Source organism: Chryseobacterium sp. FR054 (assembly GCF_056844565.1).
In genome coordinates this window covers 454301-477082 of the sequence record NZ_JBXDSA010000001.1, presented here as the reverse complement: position 1 = coordinate 477082, position 22782 = coordinate 454301, and the positions used below count along the sequence as shown (strand labels likewise).

Sequence of the window (22782 nt, the reverse complement as noted above, 5' to 3'; positions counted from 1 at the left end):
TAGAATTATTCCAGGGTTTCAATTTTCAGGAGAAAATCATTCTTTTTACGGACAGAAACATCCAGAACAGACTGGTCTGCCATAATCACCTGCCCGCCTTTTCCTTTGATGTATTCCTTCAGGTGGGAAAGATTGATCAGGTGTTTATGATGAATCCTGAAAAAATTATATCTGGAAAGATGTTCTTCAAACTCATGCAGGGTTTTGGAAACAATAATCTTTGTTTTATCGGTAAGGTAGAAAGTGGTATAGCTGGAATCGGCTTCACAGCGGATAATGTCGCTGATGTTGGTAAGCCTGAATCCCTGGAGTGTCGGAAGGCTGATCTTGTTCTCGTTTAAACTGATCCCTGTTGAACTTTTGTTTTTCCTGATGTTTTCCAGGACCTTTTTTACGGCTATAATAAAATCCATTTTACCGATCGGTTTCAGAAGATAATCTGCTGCACCGTTTTTGATGGCCTGAATGGCAAAGTGTTCAAATGCGGTGATGAAAATAATCGGCGAATCCATTTCTCTGAACTGCGACAAAAGATCAAAGGCAGTTCCGTCTTTCAGCTGCACATCCAGAAAAAGAATATCCGGTGTATTCTTAGAAAGGTAAAGATAGGCATCCTCAACACCTGATGCCTGATATGCGATCTGGATATCAGGAAATTCATTTTCCAGAAGAAGAGCAATATAATCTCTTCCGTCTTGTTCATCATCAATAATGCAGGCTTGTATTCTGTTTTTCATAAGGTGTTATATAAAGTTTGATGCGGGTTCCCGGTCTTTGCTCTTTTTCAGAAAGATCAGCGATCTCTAAAATAATATTAGTCTCAAAAAGCTGCTTAAATGTTTCAATTCTTTTCCGTGATAATTTTACCCCGAAAGAGCCGGCTTTAAACCGGCTGTTGCTGCCGATGCCCAGGCCGTTGTCTTCAATGGTGATACACAGAGAGGCATCAACATAGTCGAAGATGACTTCGATTTTCCCTTTCCGGTCTTTTAAATCTGCCACCCCGTGTTTGATGGCATTTTCTACGAAAGGCTGTACCAAAAGGGAAGGAATAACCCAGTTTTCGTCCACTTTTTCAGAAATGCGGATGTGATAATCGAACAGGTCTTTCAGGCGCAGATTTTCCATATTCAGATACAGGGAAAGGTATTCTGCCTCTTCTTTCACCGGCATGAATGTTTTTTCAGAATAATGAAGGGTTTTCCGGATCATCCTGGAGAAGATCCTGAGATAATTTTCTGTTTCTTCATAATCTTTTTTGTAGACAAGAAACTGTATGGAGTTGAGACAGTTATAAATAAAATGCGGATTGATCTGTGCTTTGATGGCCTGAAGCTCCAGTTCTGCAATTTTCTTTTCATAATAAAGGGTTTCCAGTTTTTTGTTCCTTTTTTTCTGAAAATAAAGGGTAATCACGATGAATAAAGAAAGAACTCCGAAAACTCCCATCAGCAGCCTGAACCACCAGGTCTGCCAGAATTGGGGACGGATCTCAAAATCAAGATCCGTTGAGGAATAAGACTGCTTTCCGTTATAGCCCAGACCGAAAACTTTAAAAGTGTATTTTCCCGGAGGTACGGAATTGAAGATAATTTTCGGGGAGCTGCTCGTCTGCCAGCCTTCGCTCAGTCCTTCGATCTTATATTTATAGCTTATTTTCCCCTGTGAACTGTAATCGGGAAAGCTGAGGTTGAAAATAATATCATTATCGGGAGTCTGGGCGGTCAGAGGCTGTTGATGATCTGAATATTCCTTGTTTCCGATCGTAACGGAGTTAATGATCACTTTTTTAGGGATAAATTTCTGCTGGGTAAGAAGATCTTTAACCGGGAGTATTCCCAGGCCTTTAGAAGTTCCTGCATAAATGGTATCGGAAACAATAACACATCCTGCCACCACATTGGAGGGGAGCCCGTCTGTCTGGGTGAAATTACTGATCTTCAATCCGGATGATGCCAGTTCAATTCTGCTGAGTCCATAGTTGGTACTTGCCCAGAAAATATTTTCGTTCTCTACTTCAATTTTTTTAATCTGATTCGTTGGCAGGCCGTCCCTTTCGGTAATCCTCCGGAGAACTTTATGATCGTTAAACAGGGTAATACCGCTCAGGTTGGTGGCTCCGACATAAAGCCCGGAACGCAGTTTTTTCAAATCGGTGAAATAGTAACCTTCCAGGAAAAGGGTTTTCTTCCGGTTGACGGTATTCACTTTGTAAAGATCTTTGAAACTTCCGGCAAAGAGACTGTCCTGATGATAGGGTAAAGCCGTATAACACCTTTCTTTGTTAAATATTTCGGTAAACTGATGCGTAATGTAGTTATAGGATCCCAGTCCGCCGGCAGAGCAGAGCAGAACGGAACCTTTGGTATAGGGGATTACATTTTTCAGGACAAATACGTTCAGAGTACGTTTTTCTTTTGTCCGGGTATCATACAGAATGCCTCCATTAGTAAGGCCGAAAATAATATGATTTCCGTCGGCAAAAATAACCTTATGCTCTACTTTGATGTTTTTTTCCAGGATAAGATCGGTGATTTTCCGTGAGTGGTAAATACCGCTTCTTGCTTCATTGTATCCCAGATAAATTTGGTTTCCGTCTCTTGCAATGGCGGTAATATAAGATGAATTATTTTTAACGGAAAGATGGGTGTAGTTCCTGAAAAGCCTGTCAGCAATGAAAAAAATACCATTGTTACGGGTAGAGAACCATACATTATCATCCCTATCTACCATAACGTCATGAATATAATAGTTATTCATGAGTTTGATGGGACCGGAAAGCTTTTCCTGCCCGTTGACCGGCTGTTTGAAATACAGGACCCCTCCGTTTTCCAGACACAGCCAGATTCTGAAATCTTTATCGATAATGATATGGTAAGGGGTTTCAGGAAGTGGGTAAGTCTGCAGTTTTTTAAAATGAAATTTATTCTGCAGCTGATATACTTCGATAGCATTCTTTTTCGTAAAAATATAGTAGTCATCCTTAACGTAGACCATTGTATTTTTGTTCATCCGGATGTTGCACAGTTTTTTTTCCCGGGAAGAAAGATCATAAGCCTCAATATTGGTTTTCCAGTTTCTATTGGAGATGTAAAGCAGACTGTTCGGGATATCCAGTGAAAGAGCCGAATAGTTATCTGAAGGTTTTTCACTTAAAAATAGCGGAATACGGGTAACTTTTTCATTTTTATAAATAAAGATGTTATCGGGATGATAGCTGGAGAGCATATATAAACTGCTTCCGTCTGAATAGACCCCTGAAGTATGCCTGAAGTGTAATTTTTTAAGCTCTTTATTGGAATCCGAATTGATGATTCTGTTGTTCTTCAGATAGGCAAAATCATTGAGGAAAGGAGCAATAAAGATCTCTCCGCCGGCCAAAGGAAAAGAAGACAGTACTTCAATATTCTTTAATCCGTTCTTATTGTTGAACTGTTTAAACTCCTTTCCGTCAAACCGGAACAGTCCGTTGTCACTTCCTATCCAGATAAATCCGGTTTTGTCCTGGCTCAGTGAATACGTATACGAACTGTTCAGCCCGTTTTCTTCATTATAATTAACCAGCCCGGGAATCTGCGCTGAAAAGAAGACCAGAGCTGCCGGGAAAATAAAAAATAAAGAAAAAAGAATTGTTTTTTTCACAGGCCATTGAATAATAGGGTAAATATAGAGTTTGGCTGATAATAATCCAATACATAAGCCGCAGATGCTGAATAAAATAAAATGAAAAAGATTTTTTAGCTGATATTTTTCTAAATGAAGAAACAGCAGAAATCTGTGATCTCTACTGCTTCATATTGGATTTTTATATTGCAGTATGGGGAATGCAGATAGAATACATTCCGTCATCCCGATCAATGGCATATTAATCCGTTTTTCCTATTTTGTAAAGGAAGTCGCTTTTTCTGCGGAATGAGACATCCAGCACAGAGCAGTCACTCATTACAACCTGCCCGCCTCTTCCTTTGATGTATTCCTGCAGATGGGCGATATTGATGAGATGCTTGTGATGGATCCGGAAAAAGTTATGCCCCAGAAGCACCGGTTCAAATTCATGAAGCGTTTTCGATACCATGATTTTGAGTTTATTCACGAGATAAAAGGTTGTATAGCTTGAATCGGCTTCACAATGCACAATGTCGGCAATATCCACTATTTTGAACCCCTGAAGGGTGGAAAGAATAATTTTCTGATCCTGAAGTACACTGTTGGGGGGAGCAGGCTGCATTTTTCTTATATTATCCAGAGCCTTGTTAACGGCAATAATAAAATCAATTTTTTTAATAGGCTTCAGAAGATAATCCGTAGCTCCGTTTTTAATAGCCTGGATTGCAAAATGTTCGAAGGCAGTGATGAAAATGATCTGAGAGGTAATTTCTTTAAATTTCGATAACAGGTCGAAGGCCGTACCATCACCCAGCTGAATATCCAGAAATAAAATATCCGGTGAATTTCTGGTGAGGTAAACGTAAGCTTCTTCTACACTGGAAGCTTCGAAGCCGATCCTGATTTCGGGGAATTCTTTGTTCAGCAGCAGGGAGATATAATCTCTGCCGTGCTTTTCGTCATCAATGATGCAGATTTGTGTTTGGGTCTTCATAAGGTGTAATGTAAAGTTTTATTTGAGTACCCTGTTTTCCATATTTCTCAGAAAGATTAATGACTTCCAGGGTGATGTTGGTTTCAAAGAGCTGTTGAAAAGTCCGGATTCTTTTTTTGGATAGTTTTAGCCCGAAAGAATTTTCCCCGGCAAAAGATCCGTTTTTGGCCTGAATTCCGCGGCCATTATCTTCAACCGTTATGCAGAGGGCAGAATCTGAATGATCAAAAGATATTCTGATAAAGCCTTTTCCTGATTTTAAACCGGAAACCCCATGCTTGATGGCATTTTCCACGAAAGGCTGAACCAACAGGGAAGGGACAACCCAGTTTTTGTTTACCCGCTCGGAAGTATGAATCTCATAATCAAAAAGTTCATTCTGGCGAAGCTTTTCCATATCCAGGTATAGAGACAGGTATTCTATCTCTTCCCATACAGGCATAAAGGTTTTTTCAGAATAATAAAGTGTTTTTCTGATCAGCTGGGAAAATATATCCAGATAATTTTCTGTTTCTTCATAATCTTCCTTGAACAGCAGATACTTGATGGAGTTCAGGCAGTTGTAAATAAAGTGCGGATTAATCTGAGCTTTAATTGCCTGAAGTTCCAGTTCTGCCATTTTCTTCTCATGGTAAAATCTTTCCAGCCTTTTATTTCTTTTTTTCTGAAGATAGGAGGTGAGCAAGACGGACAGGATAGCTATGCCGACGGCTGCCAGTAATAATTTAAACCACCAGGTCTGCCAGAATTTAGGTTCAATCTTAAAAGCCAGATCGGTAGAAGCATAAGACTGCTTTCCGTTATAGCCCAGCCCATAGACCCGCAAAATATAGTCTCCCGGAGGAATAGAACTGAATATGAGTCTGGAAGAACTGCTTACCTCCCACGAATCATTAAGGCCCTCGATCTTATACTTATAGCTTATCTTTCCCTGGGAGGCATAATCAAGAAAGCTGAGGTTGAAAATTACGGTATTATGGGCGCTGGCCGTAAGATCTTTTTTCAGATTAAAATGTTCCTGATCCTCAATGGTTACGGAATTGATGATTACCTTTTTCCGGATGGACTTTTCCTGAGCCAGCAATTTTTTAATGGAGAATATCCCCAGCCCGCGGGTGGTACCGATAAAGATAGTATCATTTTTTATGACAGATCCGGTGACGGCATCAGAGGGAAGACCGTCTGTTTGTGTAAAATTATTGATACGCAGGTTATTACCGGCTAATTCCACTCTGGATATCCCGGAATTCGTACTGGCCCAGAATGTGTTTCCGTTTTCAATCTCTATTTTTTTTACCTGATCATTAATCAGCCCGTTGTTTTTTTCAATCCTTCTTATGATGCCTTTATCGCTGAACATGATGATCCCGTGGAGGTTGGTGGCTCCCAGGTATGTATTCTCCCTTAATTTTTTGATATCCGTGAAATAATATCCTTTTAAAAATAGCGTCTTTTTTTTCGTTCTGATATTGAATTTATACAAATCGATGAAGTTGCCGACCAACAGGTTGTCCTCATCATAAGGAAGAACGGTATAGATGCGTTCCTTGAGAAGGGAGGTCAGTTTTTCATTTTTTAAGCCATATACGAGCAGATCTTCTGCGGTGCATATAAATACAGAGTCCGGGGTATAGGGAACAATGTTTTTTACAGAAGCAGACACTTGTTTGTGAGTGTTTTTAGAAAGATGATGAATAATAGCCCGGTTTGAAAGTCCGAAAATGGCTGTATTATTATTGATGTAAACCGATTTATTCTCATCCTTATAATCCTTGTCGAGGATAATATCCCGCATTTTACCGTTCTTATCAATAATCGCCCCGGATGCGCTGTTGTATCCCAGAATAATGGAATGCTCATCCTTTGCAATCGCTTTGATATACTCGGAATTGTTTTTTACAGAAAGATTGATATGATTGGCAAAAAGAGCTTTGGTGATAAAAAATACACCGTTGTTTCTGGAATTGAACCAAACATTATCATCCTGGTCTACGAGAATATTGTTGATGACATGACTGCTTAATATTTTCACAGGCCGGGTAGGGTTGCTACTGTTTTCAGACAGCGGCTGGTTAAAATACAGGACACCACCTTTCCGTAAATTAAGCCATAATCGGTTGTTTTTATCAATATAGCCATAGTAGATAAGTTCGTTTGTGGCATATGAAAAGACTTTTTTAAGGGTGAGATGATCAGTCAGCTCGTATACATTTATCTTTCCCTTATCCTCAAAAACAAGAAACTGATCTTTTTCACAGATAAAACTTCCTTTATCTATTTTTATTCTTTTTTCTCTTTTGCCGGGAAGGTTATAAACCAGAATTTCAGCATTTAGATCGTTTAAATCATTATATAAAAATAAATTTTGTGTCCGGGAATCAAACTTTATAATTCCCAGTTTTTTGTTGCCGTAATCTATGGGAACCGGAAGTTTTTTTACTTTTCCGTTTTCATAAGTAAAAATATTCTGAGGACTGGTGGTTCCGTATAAATAAAGTTTGTTACCGTCACGGGTAACTTTCGGTATTGAACCTGAAAACTGGTTTTTTACATACTCATTAATATTCAGATTGATAACCCGGCCGTTTTTCAGGTAGGCAAAGTCATTCAGGAAGGGAAGAATGAAAACTTCGCCGTTAGGAAGAGGCTCACAGGAAATAATATCAATATTTTTCAGTCCCTCTTTTTTTCCGTATTGCTTAAATTCCTTTCCGTCGAATCTGTACAGTCCGTTATCACTGCCAATCCATATGAATCCGTTTTTATCCTGTCTCAGGTGATAGAGGTAGGAACAGTTTAATCCGTCTTCTTCCGTATAATTAATGAGCCCGGGAATCTGTGCTGAAAATGAAAACAGAACAGCCTGGAGAATAAAAAATAAACAGAAAATAGAGCTTTTTTTCACGGGGTATTGAATAATAATGTAAATATATCATTTGGGAAATAAATAATACAAGGTTTAAGGGAAAATGTTAAAAAACAGCTTTAAAAAATTCGGATAATTTTGTACAATTTCGTATTTTTGTATGTTTGCTGAAATCATATATGTCACAAGAAATAAATCCAACCTACTCAGAAGATAATATCAGAACCCTCGACTGGCAGGAGCATATCCGTCTGCGCCCCGGAATGTACATCGGGAAACTGGGGGACGGCTCCTCTGCCGACGACGGTATTTACATCCTCCTGAAAGAGATCCTGGACAACTCCATTGATGAGTTCAGGATGAAAGCAGGAAAAAGAATCGAAATAAAACTGGATGACGGAAAAGTTACCATCCGTGATTTTGGCCGTGGAATTCCTCTGGGAAAGGTGGTAGATGCCGTTTCCAAAATGAATACGGGAGGAAAATACGACAGTAAAGCCTTCAAAAAATCCGTAGGTCTGAACGGAGTCGGTACCAAAGCCGTAAATGCCCTTTCAGATTACTTCCGGGTAAGGTCTTTCCGTGACGGAAAAATGAAAATGGCCGAGTTTTCCAGAGGACTCATTAAAGAAAACTATGAAGAAAAAGATACTTCGGACCGAAACGGAACCGAAATATCCTTCATTCCCGACGGAGACATCTTCCTTCATTTCAAATACAGAAAAGAATATATTGAGAGAATGCTGCGCAACTATGCGTATCTTAATCCCGGACTTAAAATTCTTTTCAACGGAGAAACCTATTATTCTGAAAACGGTCTTAAAGACTTACTCGAAGAAGAACTCGAAAGCGAAATCCTCTATCCGATCATTCACCTGAAAGATAATGATATAGAAGTGGCGATCACGCATTCTGACAAGTCCCAGACAGAGACTTATTTCTCTTTCGTTAACGGACAGAATACCACGCAGGGAGGAACGCACCTGAATTCTTTCCGTGAAGCCTATGTAAAAACCATCCGTGAGTATTTCAACAAGAGTTTTGATGCATCAGACATCAGGAAGTCAATCATAGCTGCCATTTCCATCAATGTAGAGGAACCGGTATTTGAATCGCAGACCAAAACAAAGCTGGGATCTAATGATATGGGACCAAACGGGCCTACCGTAAGAACATTTATCATCGATTTCCTGAAAAGCAAACTGGATAACTTTCTTCATAAAAATCCTGAAATTGCAGAAGCCATTCAGAGAAAGATCCTCATCTCCGAAAGAGAGAGAAAGGAGCTTTCCGGAATTCAGAAACTGGCCAGGGAAAGAGCCAAGAAAGTATCCCTTCACAACAAAAAACTGAGAGACTGCAGACAGCATTATAACGATCAGAAAGCCGAAAGAAAAGGAGATACCCAGATCTTCATCACCGAGGGAGACTCTGCATCCGGATCCATCACAAAATCCAGGGATGTGGAAACCCAGGCCGTATTCTCCCTGAAGGGAAAACCACTGAACTGCTACGGTCTGACCAAGAAAGTGGTATACGAAAATGAAGAATTCAACCTTCTTCAGGCTGCCCTGAATATTGAAGAAAGTCTGGAAGATCTCAGATACAATCAGGTGATTATTGCTACCGATGCCGATGTAGACGGAATGCACATCCGTCTTCTGATGATTACCTTCTTCCTGCAGTTCTTCCCGGATCTCATCAAGAACGGGCATCTCTACATCCTGCAGACCCCGCTCTTCAGGGTAAGAAATAAAAAAGAAACAAGATACTGTTACTCGGAAGCAGAAAGAATAAAAGCACTGAACGAGCTGGGCAGAAATCCTGAGATAACCCGATTCAAAGGACTTGGGGAAATCTCTCCGGACGAGTTCAAACACTTCATCGGGAAAGACATCCGCCTGGAACCTGTGGTAGTAGGGAAAGACCAGACCATAGAACAGCTGCTGGAATTCTACATGGGGAAAAATACACCGGACAGACAGGTGTTTATCCTTGAAAACCTGGTAGTAGAAGACCCGGACATCGATAAAAAAGAAATTTTAGACGAAGCAACAATCAGCTGAAAGCTGACAACATAAGACACCAAACACACAAACCACAATGAGACTAAGCAACCGCAACAAAGCATCTGTTTACAACTTTGTAAACACATTGCTGCTGATGATGGTCGTATTTGGAATCTCTGCGTTTCTACTGAATGAATACAGATTTCATGCCGTAGGAAAGATAAGCTATCTACTGCTGATCGTTCCTGTTGTAATCCTCGGAATCTTTTATCTGAACGGAAGGCAGATCTTTGAATACGACAGTGATGGCGAAGCGCTGAATTTTAAAAACAGGAATATCATTCCTTTTTTGGATAAACCTCTTCATGATGAATTTCCAAAATATAAACTGATAGAATATGAGATCGTAAGTATTTTTTTACTGAAAAGACTGTACGTAAGAATTAACAGCAAGAACAGCGGTTCTACCATGCTTAAATATGATATCTCATATCTGACAAAAAAAGAAGTAAACGATTTAAAACTCTCTCTGAATAAAGTAGTAAAAGCTAATAAAGAGAAAAACGATTATAATAACAGATGACGACAGAAGAATTCTCCCATGAAGGAGAGAGCTTAAAAAAAGTCTCCGGACTTTATAAAGACTGGTTTCTGGATTATGCTTCCTATGTAATCCTGGATAGAGCAATTCCTTCGATATTTGACGGGCTGAAGCCTGTTCAGAGAAGAATTATGCACTCTATGCGCGAACTGGAAGACGGCCGTTACAACAAAGTTGCCAATATCGTAGGGAATACCATGAAGTACCACCCCCACGGTGATGCCTCCATTACCGATGCTATGGTACAGATCGGGCAGAAAGAACTCCTGATTGATACCCAGGGAAACTGGGGGAATATCTACACCGGAGACTCTGCTGCGGCGGCAAGATATATTGAAGCCAGACTGACTCCTTTCGCTCTGGAAGTAGTCTTCAATCCTAAAACAACAGAGTGGGCAAAATCTTATGACGGAAGAAATAACGAACCTATCGACCTTCCCGTAAAATTTCCGCTGCTTCTGGCACAGGGAGTGGAAGGAATCGGGGTAGGACTTTCCACAAAGATCCTTCCGCATAATTTCAATGAGCTGATTACGGCTTCAGTAGCTTATCTGAAAGGGAAAAAATTTGAACTGTTTCCTGATTTTCTTACTGCCGGTTATCTGGATGTTTCAGAGTACAATGACGGCCACAGGGGCGGAAAAGTAAGAGCAAGAGCCAGAATTACCCAGACAGACAAACATACGCTGGTGATTTCTGAGCTTCCGTTTTCCAAAACAACCAGCGATCTGATCGATTCTATCCTGAAAGCTAACGAAAAAGGAAAGATCAAGATCAAAAAGATCGAAGACAATACCTCAGATTCCGTAGAGATCCTTATCCATCTCCATAATGATGTCTCACCGGATAAAACCATTGATGCGCTTTATGCCTTTACAGACTGCCAGGTAACAATTTCCCCTAATGCATGCGTTATTGTGGGAGACAAGCCGATGTTCATGAATGTTTCGGATATTCTGAAAATGAATACGGATCATACGGTTTCCCTGCTTAAAAAGGAACTTGAAATAGAACTTCACGAGCTTCAGGAAAGCTGGCATTTCTCTTCTTTGGAAAGAATTTTCATCGAAAACAGAATCTACCATGATATTGAAGAGGTAAAGAGCTGGGAAGAAGTTCTGAAAACCATTGATAAAGGGCTGAAACCTCACACCAAACATCTTTTAAGAGCAGTAACGGAAGAAGATATTTTAAAACTGACCGAGATCAGGATCAAAAGAATCTCAAGATTCGATTTAGATAAATTTAAAGAAAATATTGCCGCGCTGGAAGGTAAAATAGAGCAGGTAAAATACAACCTTGCCAACCTGATCGCTTATGCTATCGACTATTACCTGAATATTCAGAAGAAATACGGAAAAGATAAACAGAGAAAAACCGAACTGAGAATTTTCGATACCATTGATGCCACCAAAGTAGCCGTAGCCAACGAAAAATTCTATGCCAACTTTGAAGAAGGCTTTATCGGAACCTCCCTGAGAAAAGATCAGTATATGTTCGACTGTTCAGATATTGATGACATCATTACGTTCAGAAAAGACGGAAGCATGAAGGTGGTGAAAGTGGAAGCCAAGACCTTCATCGGAAAAGATATCCTGCACGTTGCCGTATGGAAGAAAAATGATAAGCGTACCGTGTACAACATGATCTACCGTGAGGGTAAAGAAGGACCGTATTACATGAAACGTTTCTTCGTTACCGCGGTAACCAGAAATACGGATTATCCGCTCGCCTCTGATAAAAAAGGGTCGGAAGTACTGTATTTTTCGGCCAATCCGAATGGTGAAGCGGAAACAGTAACCGTACTTTTAAAACCCAACCCAAGAATCAGGAAAAATAAAATGGAGATCGATTTCTCTGATCTGGCCATCAAAGGAAGAGATTCCAAAGGAAACCTGGTGACCAAATATTCTGTGAAGAAGGTTGATATGAAAGAAGAAGGTGTCTCTACACTGGCTCCGAGAAAGATCTGGTTTGATGATACCGTGAGAAGACTGAATGCAGACGGAAGGGGAACTTTACTGGGAAGCTTCAAAGGGGATGACAGAATTCTGACCATCAATACCAACGGCGAAGTAAAACTGGTATCTTTCGATCTTGGGAACCGTTTCGATGACGAATACCTGGTGCTGGAAAAATGGAAACCGCAGCAGCCGGTAACCTGTATTTATTTTGACGGGGAAAAAGATATTTATTTCATCAAGAGATTCCTGCTGGAAAATACAGCCAATGTACAGACCTTTATGCCTTCTGAGCATTCAAAATCATTTATTGAGAATGTAATTGTAGCCGACGGAGCATCTGCGGAGATCATTTTTGCCAAAGACAAAGGAAAAGACCGCGATCCTGAAACGATCAACATTGATGAATTCATTGCTGTAAAAGGAATAAAAGCCATCGGAAACCAGTTTACAAAATTTAAAGTAAAAGCCATCAATATCACCATCCCCGAACCTCCTGAAGAAGAGCCGGAAGTATATGAAGAACCGGAAACCGGAGACGGAATTGTAGATGAGGACGGAGGCGTAATAGGTGACCTGTTCCGGGACGGAGAATCTGAAAATTAAGAATCAAGAAGATGAGTATACCTGTTTTAGTCATTATTGCCATAACCTGTATGTTTAGTTACAGGGGCTTTAATGATGTCGCTTTATTTGAGAAATATAAATTCAATGTAGCAGCGATTGAGAACCGTAAGGAATATATAAGACTGATCAGTTCGGCATTTCTGCATGCAGATTTCATGCACCTGTTTTTCAATATGCTTTCCCTGTATTTCTTTCAGGCTGTTGTGATCAGTTTTTTTGGGAACATAGGCTTCCTGATCATTTATTTCGGGTCTATGATCCTCGGGAACCTGTTCAGTCTTCTGATCTATAAAAACCAGCCGTGGTATTCTGCCATAGGAGCTTCAGGAGCTGTTTCAGGAATTATATTCGCAGCTATTGCAATGGCTCCGGACATTATTGAAGTCAACTTCCTGCCGGGCTGGATCTTCGGAACCCTGTATTTCGGGTATTCCGTTTACATGATGCTGAATCCTAAGCAGTGGGATAACCTGGGGCATGCTGCCCATCTCGGAGGGGCATTCTTCGGTCTTGTATACGCCGTGGCGATAAATCCGGATCTGGCTATGAAAAATATCCTTTATCTGGGGGCCATGTCACTTCCATTGATTTATCTGGCTTATCAGATCTTTATAAGGAAAAAAATAAGATAAAAAGCTATCTTTGATTAAAATAATATCAAAAACCAATGAGCACATCAGAATTAAACAGTTTTATTGTTGTCTTAATCTATGGCTCATTGGTTTTGCTGTCTCTGCTGAAGCTTTCCAACCCGTTAAAAGTTAACCGGAAAGCCAATTTCTGGTTCGGGATATTCCTTTTTCTGTGGTCCAGTTTCTGGCTCGATGAGGTGTTGACACTGGTAAAAGGAGCTCCCGTGGAAATTCACTCCATATTTTCGGTCCAGATTATACAGTTTCTTACCCCGATCATGTTCTATCTGAGCGTTCTGTTTTTCACCAATCCATCTTTTAAATTTAAAATAACAGATCTTAAATACTTCATTCTTCCCGTTATTTTCCTGATCAATCTTCTGTTGCCTCATTTAGGGGTTGACAACAGCTCTTTTTTTCAGGTTGTTTTTATCGGGCTGATCCTGTTTCAGGCACTGTTTTACACCGGGCTGTCTTACGTTACCATCAGGAAGCATCAGAAAAGAATACAGCAGTTTTCTGCCAATACAGAAGGGATCAATCTGAACTGGCTGGAATACATCATTCTGATTATTTTCCTGATCAATATTATTTATGTGGTGTATAATCTGTCTTATAATTCCACTTCCCTGAACTTCTTTATTAACGGAGTCTTTTTGCTGGTGATTTATTTTGTAGGTTATTACTCCCTGAAGCAAAAAGAGATTTATCCTGTGGAAGAGAAACAGCGCGAAGAATTTATATCAATCAGCAGCGATTCTGATGCTGAAGAGGTTAAAAGGAAACTGATTTCCGATGACGAGCTGATCAGGATCAAAAAACAGCTTGAAGACGTTATGAACAGGCAAAAACCTTACCTGGACAGTGAGCTGAATCTGGTTAAACTCTCAGAGCTTCTTTCAGTTTCTACCCATCAGCTATCCTATGTGATCAATACCGGATTCGGAAAGAATTTTTTTCAGTATGTGAATGAATACCGTATTGAATATGCCAGACAACTTTTAAAAGATCCGGACAGTAAATTATCAATCCTGGGTATCGCTTACGAGTCGGGTTTCAATTCCAAAACTTCTTTTAATACCACTTTTAAAAAGCTGACCAATCAGACTCCTTCCGGGTATAAAAATGGTTCGGATTTATAAAGTCATACGTTCGTTTTTGTGTAAATGTCTGGTTTTTAATTATTTGAATTTCAGTTGATCTGATTTCTAAAATAGGTTCACTCAGATAATCCTGAACATTTGAGGGCCTGCTCTGAGATAGCTTTGTACCATAAAATTTAAGTTATGGATACTAAAGAATCATATGCAGTGGTTACAGGAGCAAGCCAGGGACTGGGAAAGTCATTCGCTGAAAACCTGGCAAAAAATAAGATCAATCTTATCCTGGTCAGTTTACCGGGACAACAGTTAAAAGAACTTTCCGAAGAGCTTGAGGAAGTTTACCGGATCAGAGTTCATTATTATGAAGTAGATCTTTCCGTGAATGAAAATGTCATGAAACTTACAGACTGGCTGAATGCTTCTTTTGAAATCCATATTCTGATCAATAATGCAGGGCTGGGAGGAACCAAGAAGTTTGTTGATGCCACTCCTGATTATATCAATACCATTCTTCAGGTGAATGTTGCAGCAACCTCACTGATTACCCATCAACTGCTTCCCAACCTTTTAAGGCAGCCCAAAGCTTATATATTAAATGTTTCCAGTATGGCTGCATTCTCTCCGATTGGTTTTAAAACAGTATATCCGGCTTCAAAAACCTTTATCCATTCCTTTTCCAGAGGGCTGCATGAAGAACTGAAAGACACCAGCGTATTTGTAAGCGTAGTGAATCCCGGAGCAATGAAAACCAATACCGATGTATGCCGGAGAATAGAAAAACAGGGAATTTTAGGAAAGCTTACGCTGCTGGATCCTGATAAAGTGGCGGCATACTGCATCCGTCAGCTCTTTAAAAAAGATTCCGTTATTATGGTTAATCCGGTGAGCTGGCTGATGATGAAGATCCTTCCGATCTGGATCAAGCTTCCCCTGATGACCAGTGCCATCAAAAAGGAAATTGAAGCATGAAAAAAGTTTTTGTAACCGGAGGCTCCGGGCTTCTGGGAACCAATACCGTTATAAAATTATTAGAATATGGTTATTTTGTTACTGCTCTGGTGCGCAAGAAAAGCAGCTGGATGGGCGAAGAAAATGAAAACCTCAGGCTGATAGAAGGAGATCTGTTTTCAGATATTTCGGAGTGTCTGCAGGATGTGGAGACGGTAATTCATATCGCCGCAGAAACTGCTCAGGATCTGCTGCATTATGACGATTACAGAACAGTGAATTACGATGCATCCGTTCATCTGTTCTCACAGGCAGATGCAGCCGGTGTAGGAAAGTTCCTGTTTGTAAGTACAGCCAATACCTTAGGGTATGGCCATAAGGAAGCCTGGGGGAGTGAAAAAGCGCCCCAGCTTTATCCCTTTACCCATTCATTCTATGCTAAAAGCAAACTGGAAACAGAAGACTATCTTCTTCAGCAGAACAGGACGACAAAGGTGATTATTGTGAATCCCACTTTTATGATCGGGGCCCATGACCATAAACCCAGCTCCGGCAGGATTATTTTCTGGACCCTGAACAAAAAAATGGTTTTCTACCCGAAAGGAGGTAAGAATTTTGTACACGTTGAAGATGCCGCCAACGGAATTATAAAAGCTATTGAAAACGGGCAGAACGGTGAAAAATACCTGCTGGCCGGAGAAAATCTGAGCTATAAGGACTTTTTCAGGAAAGTCAACAATTTCACCAACGGAAATCCTTTGATGATTCCTATTCCCGACACAGCACTGGTACTTCTTGGATATCTGGGAGACGGCCTCCGGAAACTGAAGATCAGGACCAGCCTCAGCTCACCCAATATGAAGGCTCTGAGGATCAGTAATTTTTATTCCAACCGCAAATCTGCTGAAGAACTGGGGCTCAGTTATCAGACCGTGGATAAAGCAGTGGAAGATGCGGTGCGTTTTTTTGAAAAGAAAGTTAAAATACCTTTCGGAAGGTATTAGATTTCCTCAAGTTTGATCTTGTCAAAAATATATTTCGGAAGTTTTTTTACGGAATCTTTCAATTTAATGCTGTTCATTTTCTTCTCTTTTTCATCTTTAGTGTAGTGATTACAGTTAAGATAGAAAAAGAAGGCTATTGACCTGTTATAATCGTCCAATGAATCATCTTCAATCATAGACAGCAGTCTGGATAAGAATAATTCCTTGTCTTTAGACTCGGAAACCGCTCTTCCCAATCTGGCTATACTTCCGGAATAATGATTGTTGACAGGATTTTCAATACGAAAAGCTGTACCTAAGATAAGGTCCGGAACATTAATATTTAATTCTTCTAATTCTCTGATATAAGTTTCTCGTTCCTGTTGTGCATAGCTTGCATCAGACATCCTTTGGAATCTATCATTCACCTCTCATTTTTTCGAGGAGTTGTCCCTTTTTCTTTTTAGTTAACTTCTGCCAATTGGCGGGAAGGTCTATGGTAGGCTCTTTTAAAGTATTTTTAAATTTAGTGGAAGAGGTATCAATAAGACAGTCAGAATAAATAATCTGTTTATTATATTTCAGATCCAATGGAATACTTCTAAAATTTTCTGGAAAATAGAAGGCAAACATCGATTCTTTTGAAGGAGATTCGTTCTTATTATACTGATAAATCCATGTGTTCTTGGCGGGTTTATTGTACTTTTCCTCTGAATAATTTTCCTCTAGATCATACCCGTAACGGTCTTCAAAGCTGATTTCTCTTACGTTAATAATATCTTTTTCCCGATAATCTTTCTCCTTTGATTTTACAAACAAAATGTCTTTCTCAACCTTGGCATTAGGGTATCTGGAAATAAAATTTTCAAAGGAAATATTTTGATCAATGTCTTTTTTTGCCTGAACCACATTTCCTGAATCCAGATGGATCATATATCCTTTGGTTTGCATCTGGGAATAAAAAACCTTACTCAGATCACAAGTTTTATACTTTAAATTAAGTGAATCTACCACTTTTCCAAGCTGGGCCATCGCCTCTTCACTGTAGATGAGACCATTTTTATATTGGGTAAATTCCTGTGCGGAGAAAAAGGAACAGAGAAGGATTCCGGATAATAAACTTATTTTTTTCAGCATTACAGATGGTTTGGTTTTCCCTATAACGGAAGGCTGAACAAATTATTTTCCGGATCAGGATTTTCTGTTATTCCGATAGCCTTTTCAGGGCATCCTCAATGGTTTCTGCAAAGTTGATATGTTTGGTTTTGTTGCTTTCAAAAATAAAATCCCTGATACTTTTACTTTCATATGAGCTGAAATCTCCTACAATGGCAAGTCCCATACGGTAATTGGAGAATTTCTGCAGGATTTCGCCTGCGATCCTGGTTTTAAGATCAAAAAAATCAGGGGTGATATTCTTTTCATACATAATAACCTTGTCAAAACCCTGATAATAAATATTTCCTAGAAGGTCCAGCCCGTCTTCAGCCGAGTTGATTATCACTATATCAGAGATAATTTCAGCTATTTTCAGATCCTTGATAGGGTGTGCAATAATTTCCATCTGTTATTTTCTTTCGATTTTTACCAGTCCCTGGCGTGTGGCAAGGTAAAGGTTTCCATTATTGTCAAATTTCATAGAAGAGATGTAGGACGTTGGAATGGGGGAATTTTCATTATGATAATTTTCCCAGTTTCCTTTCAGGTCAAAGCGTACAAGGCCAGCTCTGTCCGTGGAAATCCAGAGTGCTTTTTCCTTTTTATCATACAGAACAGAGGTCGCGTGATTGAAGGGCATTCCTGAATTATCTGTGGTAAACTGCTTAATCGTTCCGTTATTATACCTGATGGCAATACCTTCGTTATTATTAACCTTTTGCTTATCTGCCCGGTTAAACTCATATAAAGTAAAATATAAATTACCTTCTTTATCCTCATCCATAGAAGTTATACATTTACCTTTTAAGGCCGTATCCGAATTTTCAAAACCGGTGGGCTTACCGTTTTCGTCAATCATTACCGAGCCGCTGAATGTTCCGATCCATAGTCTGTTTTTAGAATCTCTTTTCGCAAATGAAATCCTGTTGGATGGTAATGCATCAATTTTATCTTTGTTGATATTTGACCAGGTATTGCCCTTTAAAATGGATAATCCTTCATCTGAACAGAAAAAGACTTCACCGGTTTCAGCATTATTGATGATGTTATAAACGTTAATAACGCGTATGGCTATTGGATCATAGATAGTCCATTCTTGATCATTAAAGCTGTAAAGACGGTCTTTTCCGTAAACCCATTTTATATTATGATTGTCGGATTCAAGTTGAGAATAGGAAAAATATTTTCCTTTATCTGTAATGTTCTGTTCAGCACCGGTAAAGGTATTTCCATCAAATTTTACCAGTCCTTCATCTACCGTCAGCCATATCAGGCCGTTCTTGTCTATGGCAATATGGTCGGTCATATTGTTGGGCAGATCAGAGTTTTTGGAGTTCCATACCGTTATTTTATAACGGCTTAAATTTTCGTTTTTATAGTGGTATTTTTTATTGAATATTTCCGGTTTTACAGGTCTGTCAAATGATTTTTTAAAAGCGTTCATATCCACACGCTCCACCTGTCCCGTAATTGAATTGTCTTTTATTAAAAAAGCAAGTGTAATAGAAGTTTTTTCTTCTGCCTTATTATTGGTAACAGCAGGTTTCCAATCTTTAAAACGGTTGAGCTCATCGATAATTTTCTGAGTGATGATATTGTTGGACTGGTCGGTATGGCTTAGAACACACGCTTTTCCTTTGGAATCTACAAGAACCTGGAATTTTATTCCGCCTGAAATTCCTTTCAGGTTTAGAGAGGAGTTCAGTCTGTTATTCAATACCTGAAACTCTTTTTCGGCATAACCGGCTTTGGTATCGCCACAGTCGAGACAGAATTTTTCCGTTTTGCAGTTGTCCAGTTTAACAGGGAAAATGTTTTGCGAATATATATTGCCGGAGACAAAGGCGAATGATAATGCGATAAGAGTTTTTTTCATGGATTCTGAATGGTTAGTTTTTCAGGATTAAATTATTTTATTCCAAAAATAAAGCGGTCATTGTCTGAAAGATCTCTGATAAGCCTGGCTTCTGTGAAATATTCATACAGTTCTAAAGTTTCAGGACCGAGTTTCTGATTGATTTCTAAAAACAGAAGTCCACGGTCTTTTAAATGTTTTTTGGAGTCCTCAGCAATTTTTCTGTAAAAGACCAGCGCATCGGAAACAGGGGAGAAGAGGGCCATTTTGGGTTCAAATTCCTTCACGGAATCCGCAATTTCAGTTTCTTCTTCTATTCCGATATACGGAGGATTGGAAATGATGATGTCATAGCTTTCCGGCAGCTCAAAATTAAGATAATCCGCATGAATGAACTTAATTTCCAGCTGGTGATATTCTGCATTTTTCCCGGCGGTCTGAAGGGCTTTTTCTGAAAAATCAACTGAAGAGATCTCAGCATCCGGAAAATGCTTTTTCAAAACCAATGGAATTACGCCGCTTCCGGTTCCTATATCTAGGATTTTAGCCTTCTCCAACCCTGAATGCTTGATCTTATGAACTGCCATTTCAAGCAGTTCTTCTGTTTCTGGGCGAGGAATCAGGACATTTTCGTCCACGAAAAAAGTCATTCCGTAAAATTCTGTTTCACCCAGGATCTGCTGATAAGGTCTCCCGGTTTTTAATTCCTGTATGACGTTGATAAGCTGTTCCTCATCAGCAGTAAGAAGTTCCTGATCAGAAAATCTTCTCTGGTGAAATGAATCAAAACCCACCGTTTTCTGAATAAAAACGGAGGATAGAAAAGCACTTTCCGAATCGGTATACCAACCGGAAAGTTCAGTGCTGAAATGTTTTTTAAATGCTGACAGGGTCATTTTATCTTGTAAAAACCAGTTTAGTATCCGTTGACTTTTCTTCATCGATCAGGTAACCTTCATAGTTGAAAGCTTTAACGTCATCAAGGGTCTGCGCATTGGTCTCTGCACAGAATCTTACTACAAGTCCTCTGGCATGCTTGGTATAAACAACGATAGTTTTCAGCTTTCCGTCTTTCAGTTCATAAAAATCGAAATCTATAACGGTGTGGCTCAGTTTTTTCCTGTCGATCACTTTGCCGTATTCATTACTGGCCAGATGAAGAAGGATTTCCCCTTTTTTCATCTCGGAGTTCAGCTGTTCTGTAATCTTTTCCCTCCAGAATTCGTATAGGTTTTTATATTGGTCAAATTCAAAAGGACGGCCCATTTCCAGTCTGTACAGCATGACTTTATCGGATGGCTTCAGAAGACCATACAGCCCCGAAAGCATTCTGTAATTTTTCTGAAGATAATCCACTGCTTTTTGATCCAGCGTTTTAGCATCAAGACCTCTGTATACCTCTCCGGTAAATGCGAACATGGCCGGAGCAGATTCTTTAGCTGTTGGTTTTGTTTTCCATTTCTGATTTCTTTCCCAGTTTTCATCAGCCAGCTTAGGCGAAATTTCCATCAGCTCGGAAAGATATTTCGGGGATTTTTCTTTTAAATAAGATTGTATGAATGCAGCGTCTTCGATGAATTTCGGTGTTGTAGATCTCAGAAGATCCGTTGAATTCTCAACATTCATCAGTTTCGCGGGAGACGTTATAATTTTCATAATGTTAAAATACAGATATATGTTTAAAATCAATAAAATTCAGAAGCATCAGGGAGATAAAATCAATCATAAAATGACAGATGATCAGAATTTTAAGGTTTGAATATTTTTTATAAAATACAGCAAAAACAACTCCAATAAAAAAAGGTACGACAACCTGGCTTACTGTTCCGTAAGTGCTGTGCAGGATTCCGAATAAAACGGCGGAAACCAGAATTCCTGCAGCCGGACTGTTGTAAAGCTTTTCAATTCTGGGCTGTATGTAGCCACGCATCAGAAATTCCTCAACTGCTCCGGCTGTAAAACAGGTAAAAACAATTAACAAATAATTATCCTTAAAAACCGAAGAAAGCTGTATCAGCTTACTGCTGATCTTTTCATCCGTTAAAAACCGTAACAATACATTCAGAAAAGAACCGCCAAAAGCACAGATAAAATACAGGCCGATGACTGCTTTTGCGTACAATGAAAAGCTGTACTGTTTTTCTTTCCAAAGCAGAAAGGGCATTTTTTCTATAAAAAGTACATACAGAAATACAATTCCCAGAACAATCCATATCGCAATTCTGCTGATAAAAAAAACATTGGCTGTTACGCTCTTTACTCCTGTTATCATACCAATGACAGGGAAGATATAAAGCATTACAGCAGCCAGGAGTACAAAAGTAAGCAGAATTCCTGCAGAATATTTTCCGTTAAGCCCCATAACCGTCAACCTAAACCCTAAATTTCATCAGCTAAACCATTCCTTTCCCCTGACGGATAATCTCCGGTTCTCCGGAGGTAAGATCCACAATAGTGGAAGCTACATTGTCTCCGTATCCGGAATCAATGACAATATCTACAAGATGATCATATTTTTCAGCAATCAGCTCAGGATCGGTAGAGTATTCAATGATTTCGTCGTCATCTTTGATGGAGGTAGAGGCAATGGGATGGCCCAGCTTTTCTACGATAAGCTGCGGAATCGGGTGGTCCGGTACACGGATACCGATTGTTTTATGATTTTTATAGGCCAGCGGAAGGCTCTTATTGGCTTCAAGGATGAAAGTGAAAGGGCCGGGAAGGTGGCTTTTCAGAAATCTGAAAACTGATGTTTCTACGGGTCTTGTAAAGTCTGAAAGGTGGCTCAGATCATTACAGATAATAGAGAATTTAGCCTTTTCCAGCTTGATTTTTTTCATCTGGGCCAGTTTTTCCATAGCTTTAATATCAAAAATATTACAGCCCAGGGCATAGACGGTATCAGATGGATAGATGATCAGCCCGCCATTGTTGAGTGTTTTAATAACCTCATTCACAAGATTTTCCTGTGGGTTGTCCGGATAAATTTTCAATATTTTTGCCATAGAACAAAGATACAAATAATAAAATAGTTTTTATAAAAGTCCTTTATTTAAAAGAAAAATTAGGATTTTAAAGAAAAAGTCGTACATTTGCAATCCAATATCGCGGGATGGAGCAGTAGGTAGCTCGTCGGGCTCATAACCCGAAGGTCATCGGTTCGAGTCCGGTTCCCGCTACTAAGACAGTGTTTTCGGTAAACACTCTAAAAATACACCGCGGGATGGAGCAGTAGGTAGCTCGTCGGGCTCATAACCCGAAGGTCATCGGTTCGAGTCCGGTTCCCGCTACTAGGACAGTGCTTTCGGTAAGCACTCTAAAAATACACCGCGGGATGGAGCAGTAGGTAGCTCGTCGGGCTCATAACCCGAAGGTCATCGGTTCGAGTCCGGTTCCCGCTACTAGGACAGTGCTTTCGGTAAGCACTCTAAAAATACAC

Annotated in this window: 19 protein-coding genes and 3 tRNA genes; 10 read left to right on the top strand and 12 right to left on the bottom strand. The window is 39.7% G+C overall.

Annotated features, from left to right (window positions below; all coding sequences use genetic code 11):
* Positions 1–5: 5 nt before the first annotated feature.
* From AC106S_RS02295 to AC106S_RS02280, 4 genes are all read right to left on the bottom strand, one after another.
* Entirely contained in the window at positions 6–737 is a 732-nt protein-coding gene (locus AC106S_RS02295) for a LytR/AlgR family response regulator transcription factor (RefSeq protein WP_482437515.1), read from the bottom strand.
* A complete protein-coding gene (locus AC106S_RS02290; RefSeq protein WP_482437514.1) occupies positions 706–3642 on the bottom strand; it encodes a sensor histidine kinase in 2937 nt (978 codons plus the stop codon). Before AC106S_RS02290 ends, AC106S_RS02295 begins: the two co-directional genes overlap by 32 nt.
* Before the next feature lie 223 nt (positions 3643–3865).
* Positions 3866–4600, bottom strand: coding sequence for a LytR/AlgR family response regulator transcription factor (locus AC106S_RS02285; protein WP_482437513.1), 735 nt, complete (start codon positions 4598–4600; stop codon positions 3866–3868).
* Positions 4569–7505 (bottom strand): sensor histidine kinase, encoded by a 2937-nt coding sequence (locus tag AC106S_RS02280; RefSeq protein WP_482437512.1) that lies wholly within the window; start codon positions 7503–7505, stop codon positions 4569–4571. Before AC106S_RS02280 ends, AC106S_RS02285 begins: the two co-directional genes overlap by 32 nt.
* A 140-nt stretch (positions 7506–7645) precedes the next feature.
* On the opposite strand from AC106S_RS02280, the gene AC106S_RS02275 reads away from it, so the two are divergent.
* The 7 genes from AC106S_RS02275 (at position 7646) to AC106S_RS02245 (ending at position 16351) form a co-directional block, all read left to right on the top strand.
* The gene (locus AC106S_RS02275; RefSeq protein WP_482437511.1) at positions 7646–9532 is read left to right on the top strand and encodes a DNA topoisomerase IV subunit B; all 1887 of its coding nucleotides are present in this window, start codon (positions 7646–7648) and stop codon (positions 9530–9532) included.
* Between the two features lie 37 nt (positions 9533–9569).
* Positions 9570–10058, top strand: a complete 489-nt coding sequence (locus AC106S_RS02270) for a hypothetical protein (RefSeq protein ID WP_482437510.1) — start codon at positions 9570–9572, stop codon at positions 10056–10058.
* Positions 10055–12643, top strand: coding sequence for a DNA gyrase/topoisomerase IV subunit A (locus tag AC106S_RS02265; protein ID WP_482437509.1), 2589 nt, complete (start codon positions 10055–10057; stop codon positions 12641–12643). Before AC106S_RS02270 ends, AC106S_RS02265 begins: the two co-directional genes overlap by 4 nt.
* An 11-nt stretch (positions 12644–12654) precedes the next feature.
* Complete coding sequence (locus AC106S_RS02260; RefSeq protein ID WP_482437508.1) at positions 12655–13296, top strand: rhomboid family intramembrane serine protease; 642 nt, start codon at positions 12655–12657, stop codon at positions 13294–13296.
* Positions 13297–13331: 35 nt separating this feature from the next.
* Complete coding sequence (locus AC106S_RS02255) at positions 13332–14438, top strand: helix-turn-helix domain-containing protein (protein WP_482437507.1); 1107 nt, start codon at positions 13332–13334, stop codon at positions 14436–14438.
* Between the two features lie 144 nt (positions 14439–14582).
* On the top strand, positions 14583–15368 hold the full coding sequence (locus AC106S_RS02250) for an SDR family NAD(P)-dependent oxidoreductase (RefSeq protein WP_482437506.1): 786 nt from the start codon (positions 14583–14585) through the stop codon (positions 15366–15368).
* Positions 15365–16351, top strand: a complete 987-nt coding sequence (locus AC106S_RS02245) for an NAD-dependent epimerase/dehydratase family protein (RefSeq protein ID WP_482437505.1) — start codon at positions 15365–15367, stop codon at positions 16349–16351. Before AC106S_RS02250 ends, AC106S_RS02245 begins: the two co-directional genes overlap by 4 nt.
* Here the strand turns inward: AC106S_RS02245 and AC106S_RS02240 are convergent.
* The 8 genes from AC106S_RS02240 to AC106S_RS02205 all read right to left on the bottom strand — a co-directional run bounded on the left by AC106S_RS02240 (position 16348) and on the right by AC106S_RS02205 (position 22348).
* Positions 16348–16758, bottom strand: a complete 411-nt coding sequence (locus AC106S_RS02240) for a hypothetical protein (protein ID WP_482437504.1) — start codon at positions 16756–16758, stop codon at positions 16348–16350. The two genes, AC106S_RS02245 and AC106S_RS02240, sit on opposite strands and share 4 nt — an antisense overlap.
* Positions 16751–17467 (bottom strand): hypothetical protein, encoded by a 717-nt coding sequence (locus AC106S_RS02235; RefSeq protein WP_482437503.1) that lies wholly within the window; start codon positions 17465–17467, stop codon positions 16751–16753. Before AC106S_RS02235 ends, AC106S_RS02240 begins: the two co-directional genes overlap by 8 nt.
* Before the next feature lie 67 nt (positions 17468–17534).
* Positions 17535–17894, bottom strand: a complete 360-nt coding sequence (locus AC106S_RS02230) for a DUF4180 domain-containing protein (RefSeq protein WP_482437502.1) — start codon at positions 17892–17894, stop codon at positions 17535–17537.
* Positions 17895–17897: 3 nt separating this feature from the next.
* Positions 17898–19364, bottom strand: coding sequence for a ligand-binding sensor domain-containing protein (locus AC106S_RS02225; RefSeq protein ID WP_482437501.1), 1467 nt, complete (start codon positions 19362–19364; stop codon positions 17898–17900).
* Between the two features lie 32 nt (positions 19365–19396).
* On the bottom strand, positions 19397–20239 hold the full coding sequence (gene prmC, locus AC106S_RS02220; protein WP_482437500.1) for a peptide chain release factor N(5)-glutamine methyltransferase: 843 nt from the start codon (positions 20237–20239) through the stop codon (positions 19397–19399).
* Between the two features lies 1 nt (position 20240).
* On the bottom strand, positions 20241–20999 hold the full coding sequence (yaaA, locus tag AC106S_RS02215; protein ID WP_482437499.1) for a peroxide stress protein YaaA: 759 nt from the start codon (positions 20997–20999) through the stop codon (positions 20241–20243).
* A 4-nt stretch (positions 21000–21003) separates the two neighbouring features.
* Positions 21004–21705, bottom strand: a complete 702-nt coding sequence (locus tag AC106S_RS02210; RefSeq protein WP_482437498.1) for a CPBP family intramembrane glutamic endopeptidase — start codon at positions 21703–21705, stop codon at positions 21004–21006.
* Between the two features lie 31 nt (positions 21706–21736).
* Positions 21737–22348, bottom strand: a complete 612-nt coding sequence (locus tag AC106S_RS02205; RefSeq protein WP_482437497.1) for an L-threonylcarbamoyladenylate synthase — start codon at positions 22346–22348, stop codon at positions 21737–21739.
* A gap of 101 nt (positions 22349–22449) precedes the next feature.
* Between AC106S_RS02205 and AC106S_RS02200 the strand changes: the two genes are divergently transcribed.
* The 3 genes from AC106S_RS02200 (at position 22450) to AC106S_RS02190 (ending at position 22744) form a co-directional block, all read left to right on the top strand.
* A tRNA-Met gene (locus AC106S_RS02200) sits at positions 22450–22522 on the top strand.
* A 38-nt stretch (positions 22523–22560) separates the two neighbouring features.
* Positions 22561–22633: transfer RNA gene (locus AC106S_RS02195), tRNA-Met, on the top strand.
* A 38-nt stretch (positions 22634–22671) separates the two neighbouring features.
* Positions 22672–22744: transfer RNA gene (locus AC106S_RS02190), tRNA-Met, on the top strand.
* The last annotated feature ends 38 nt before the right edge of the window (positions 22745–22782 follow it).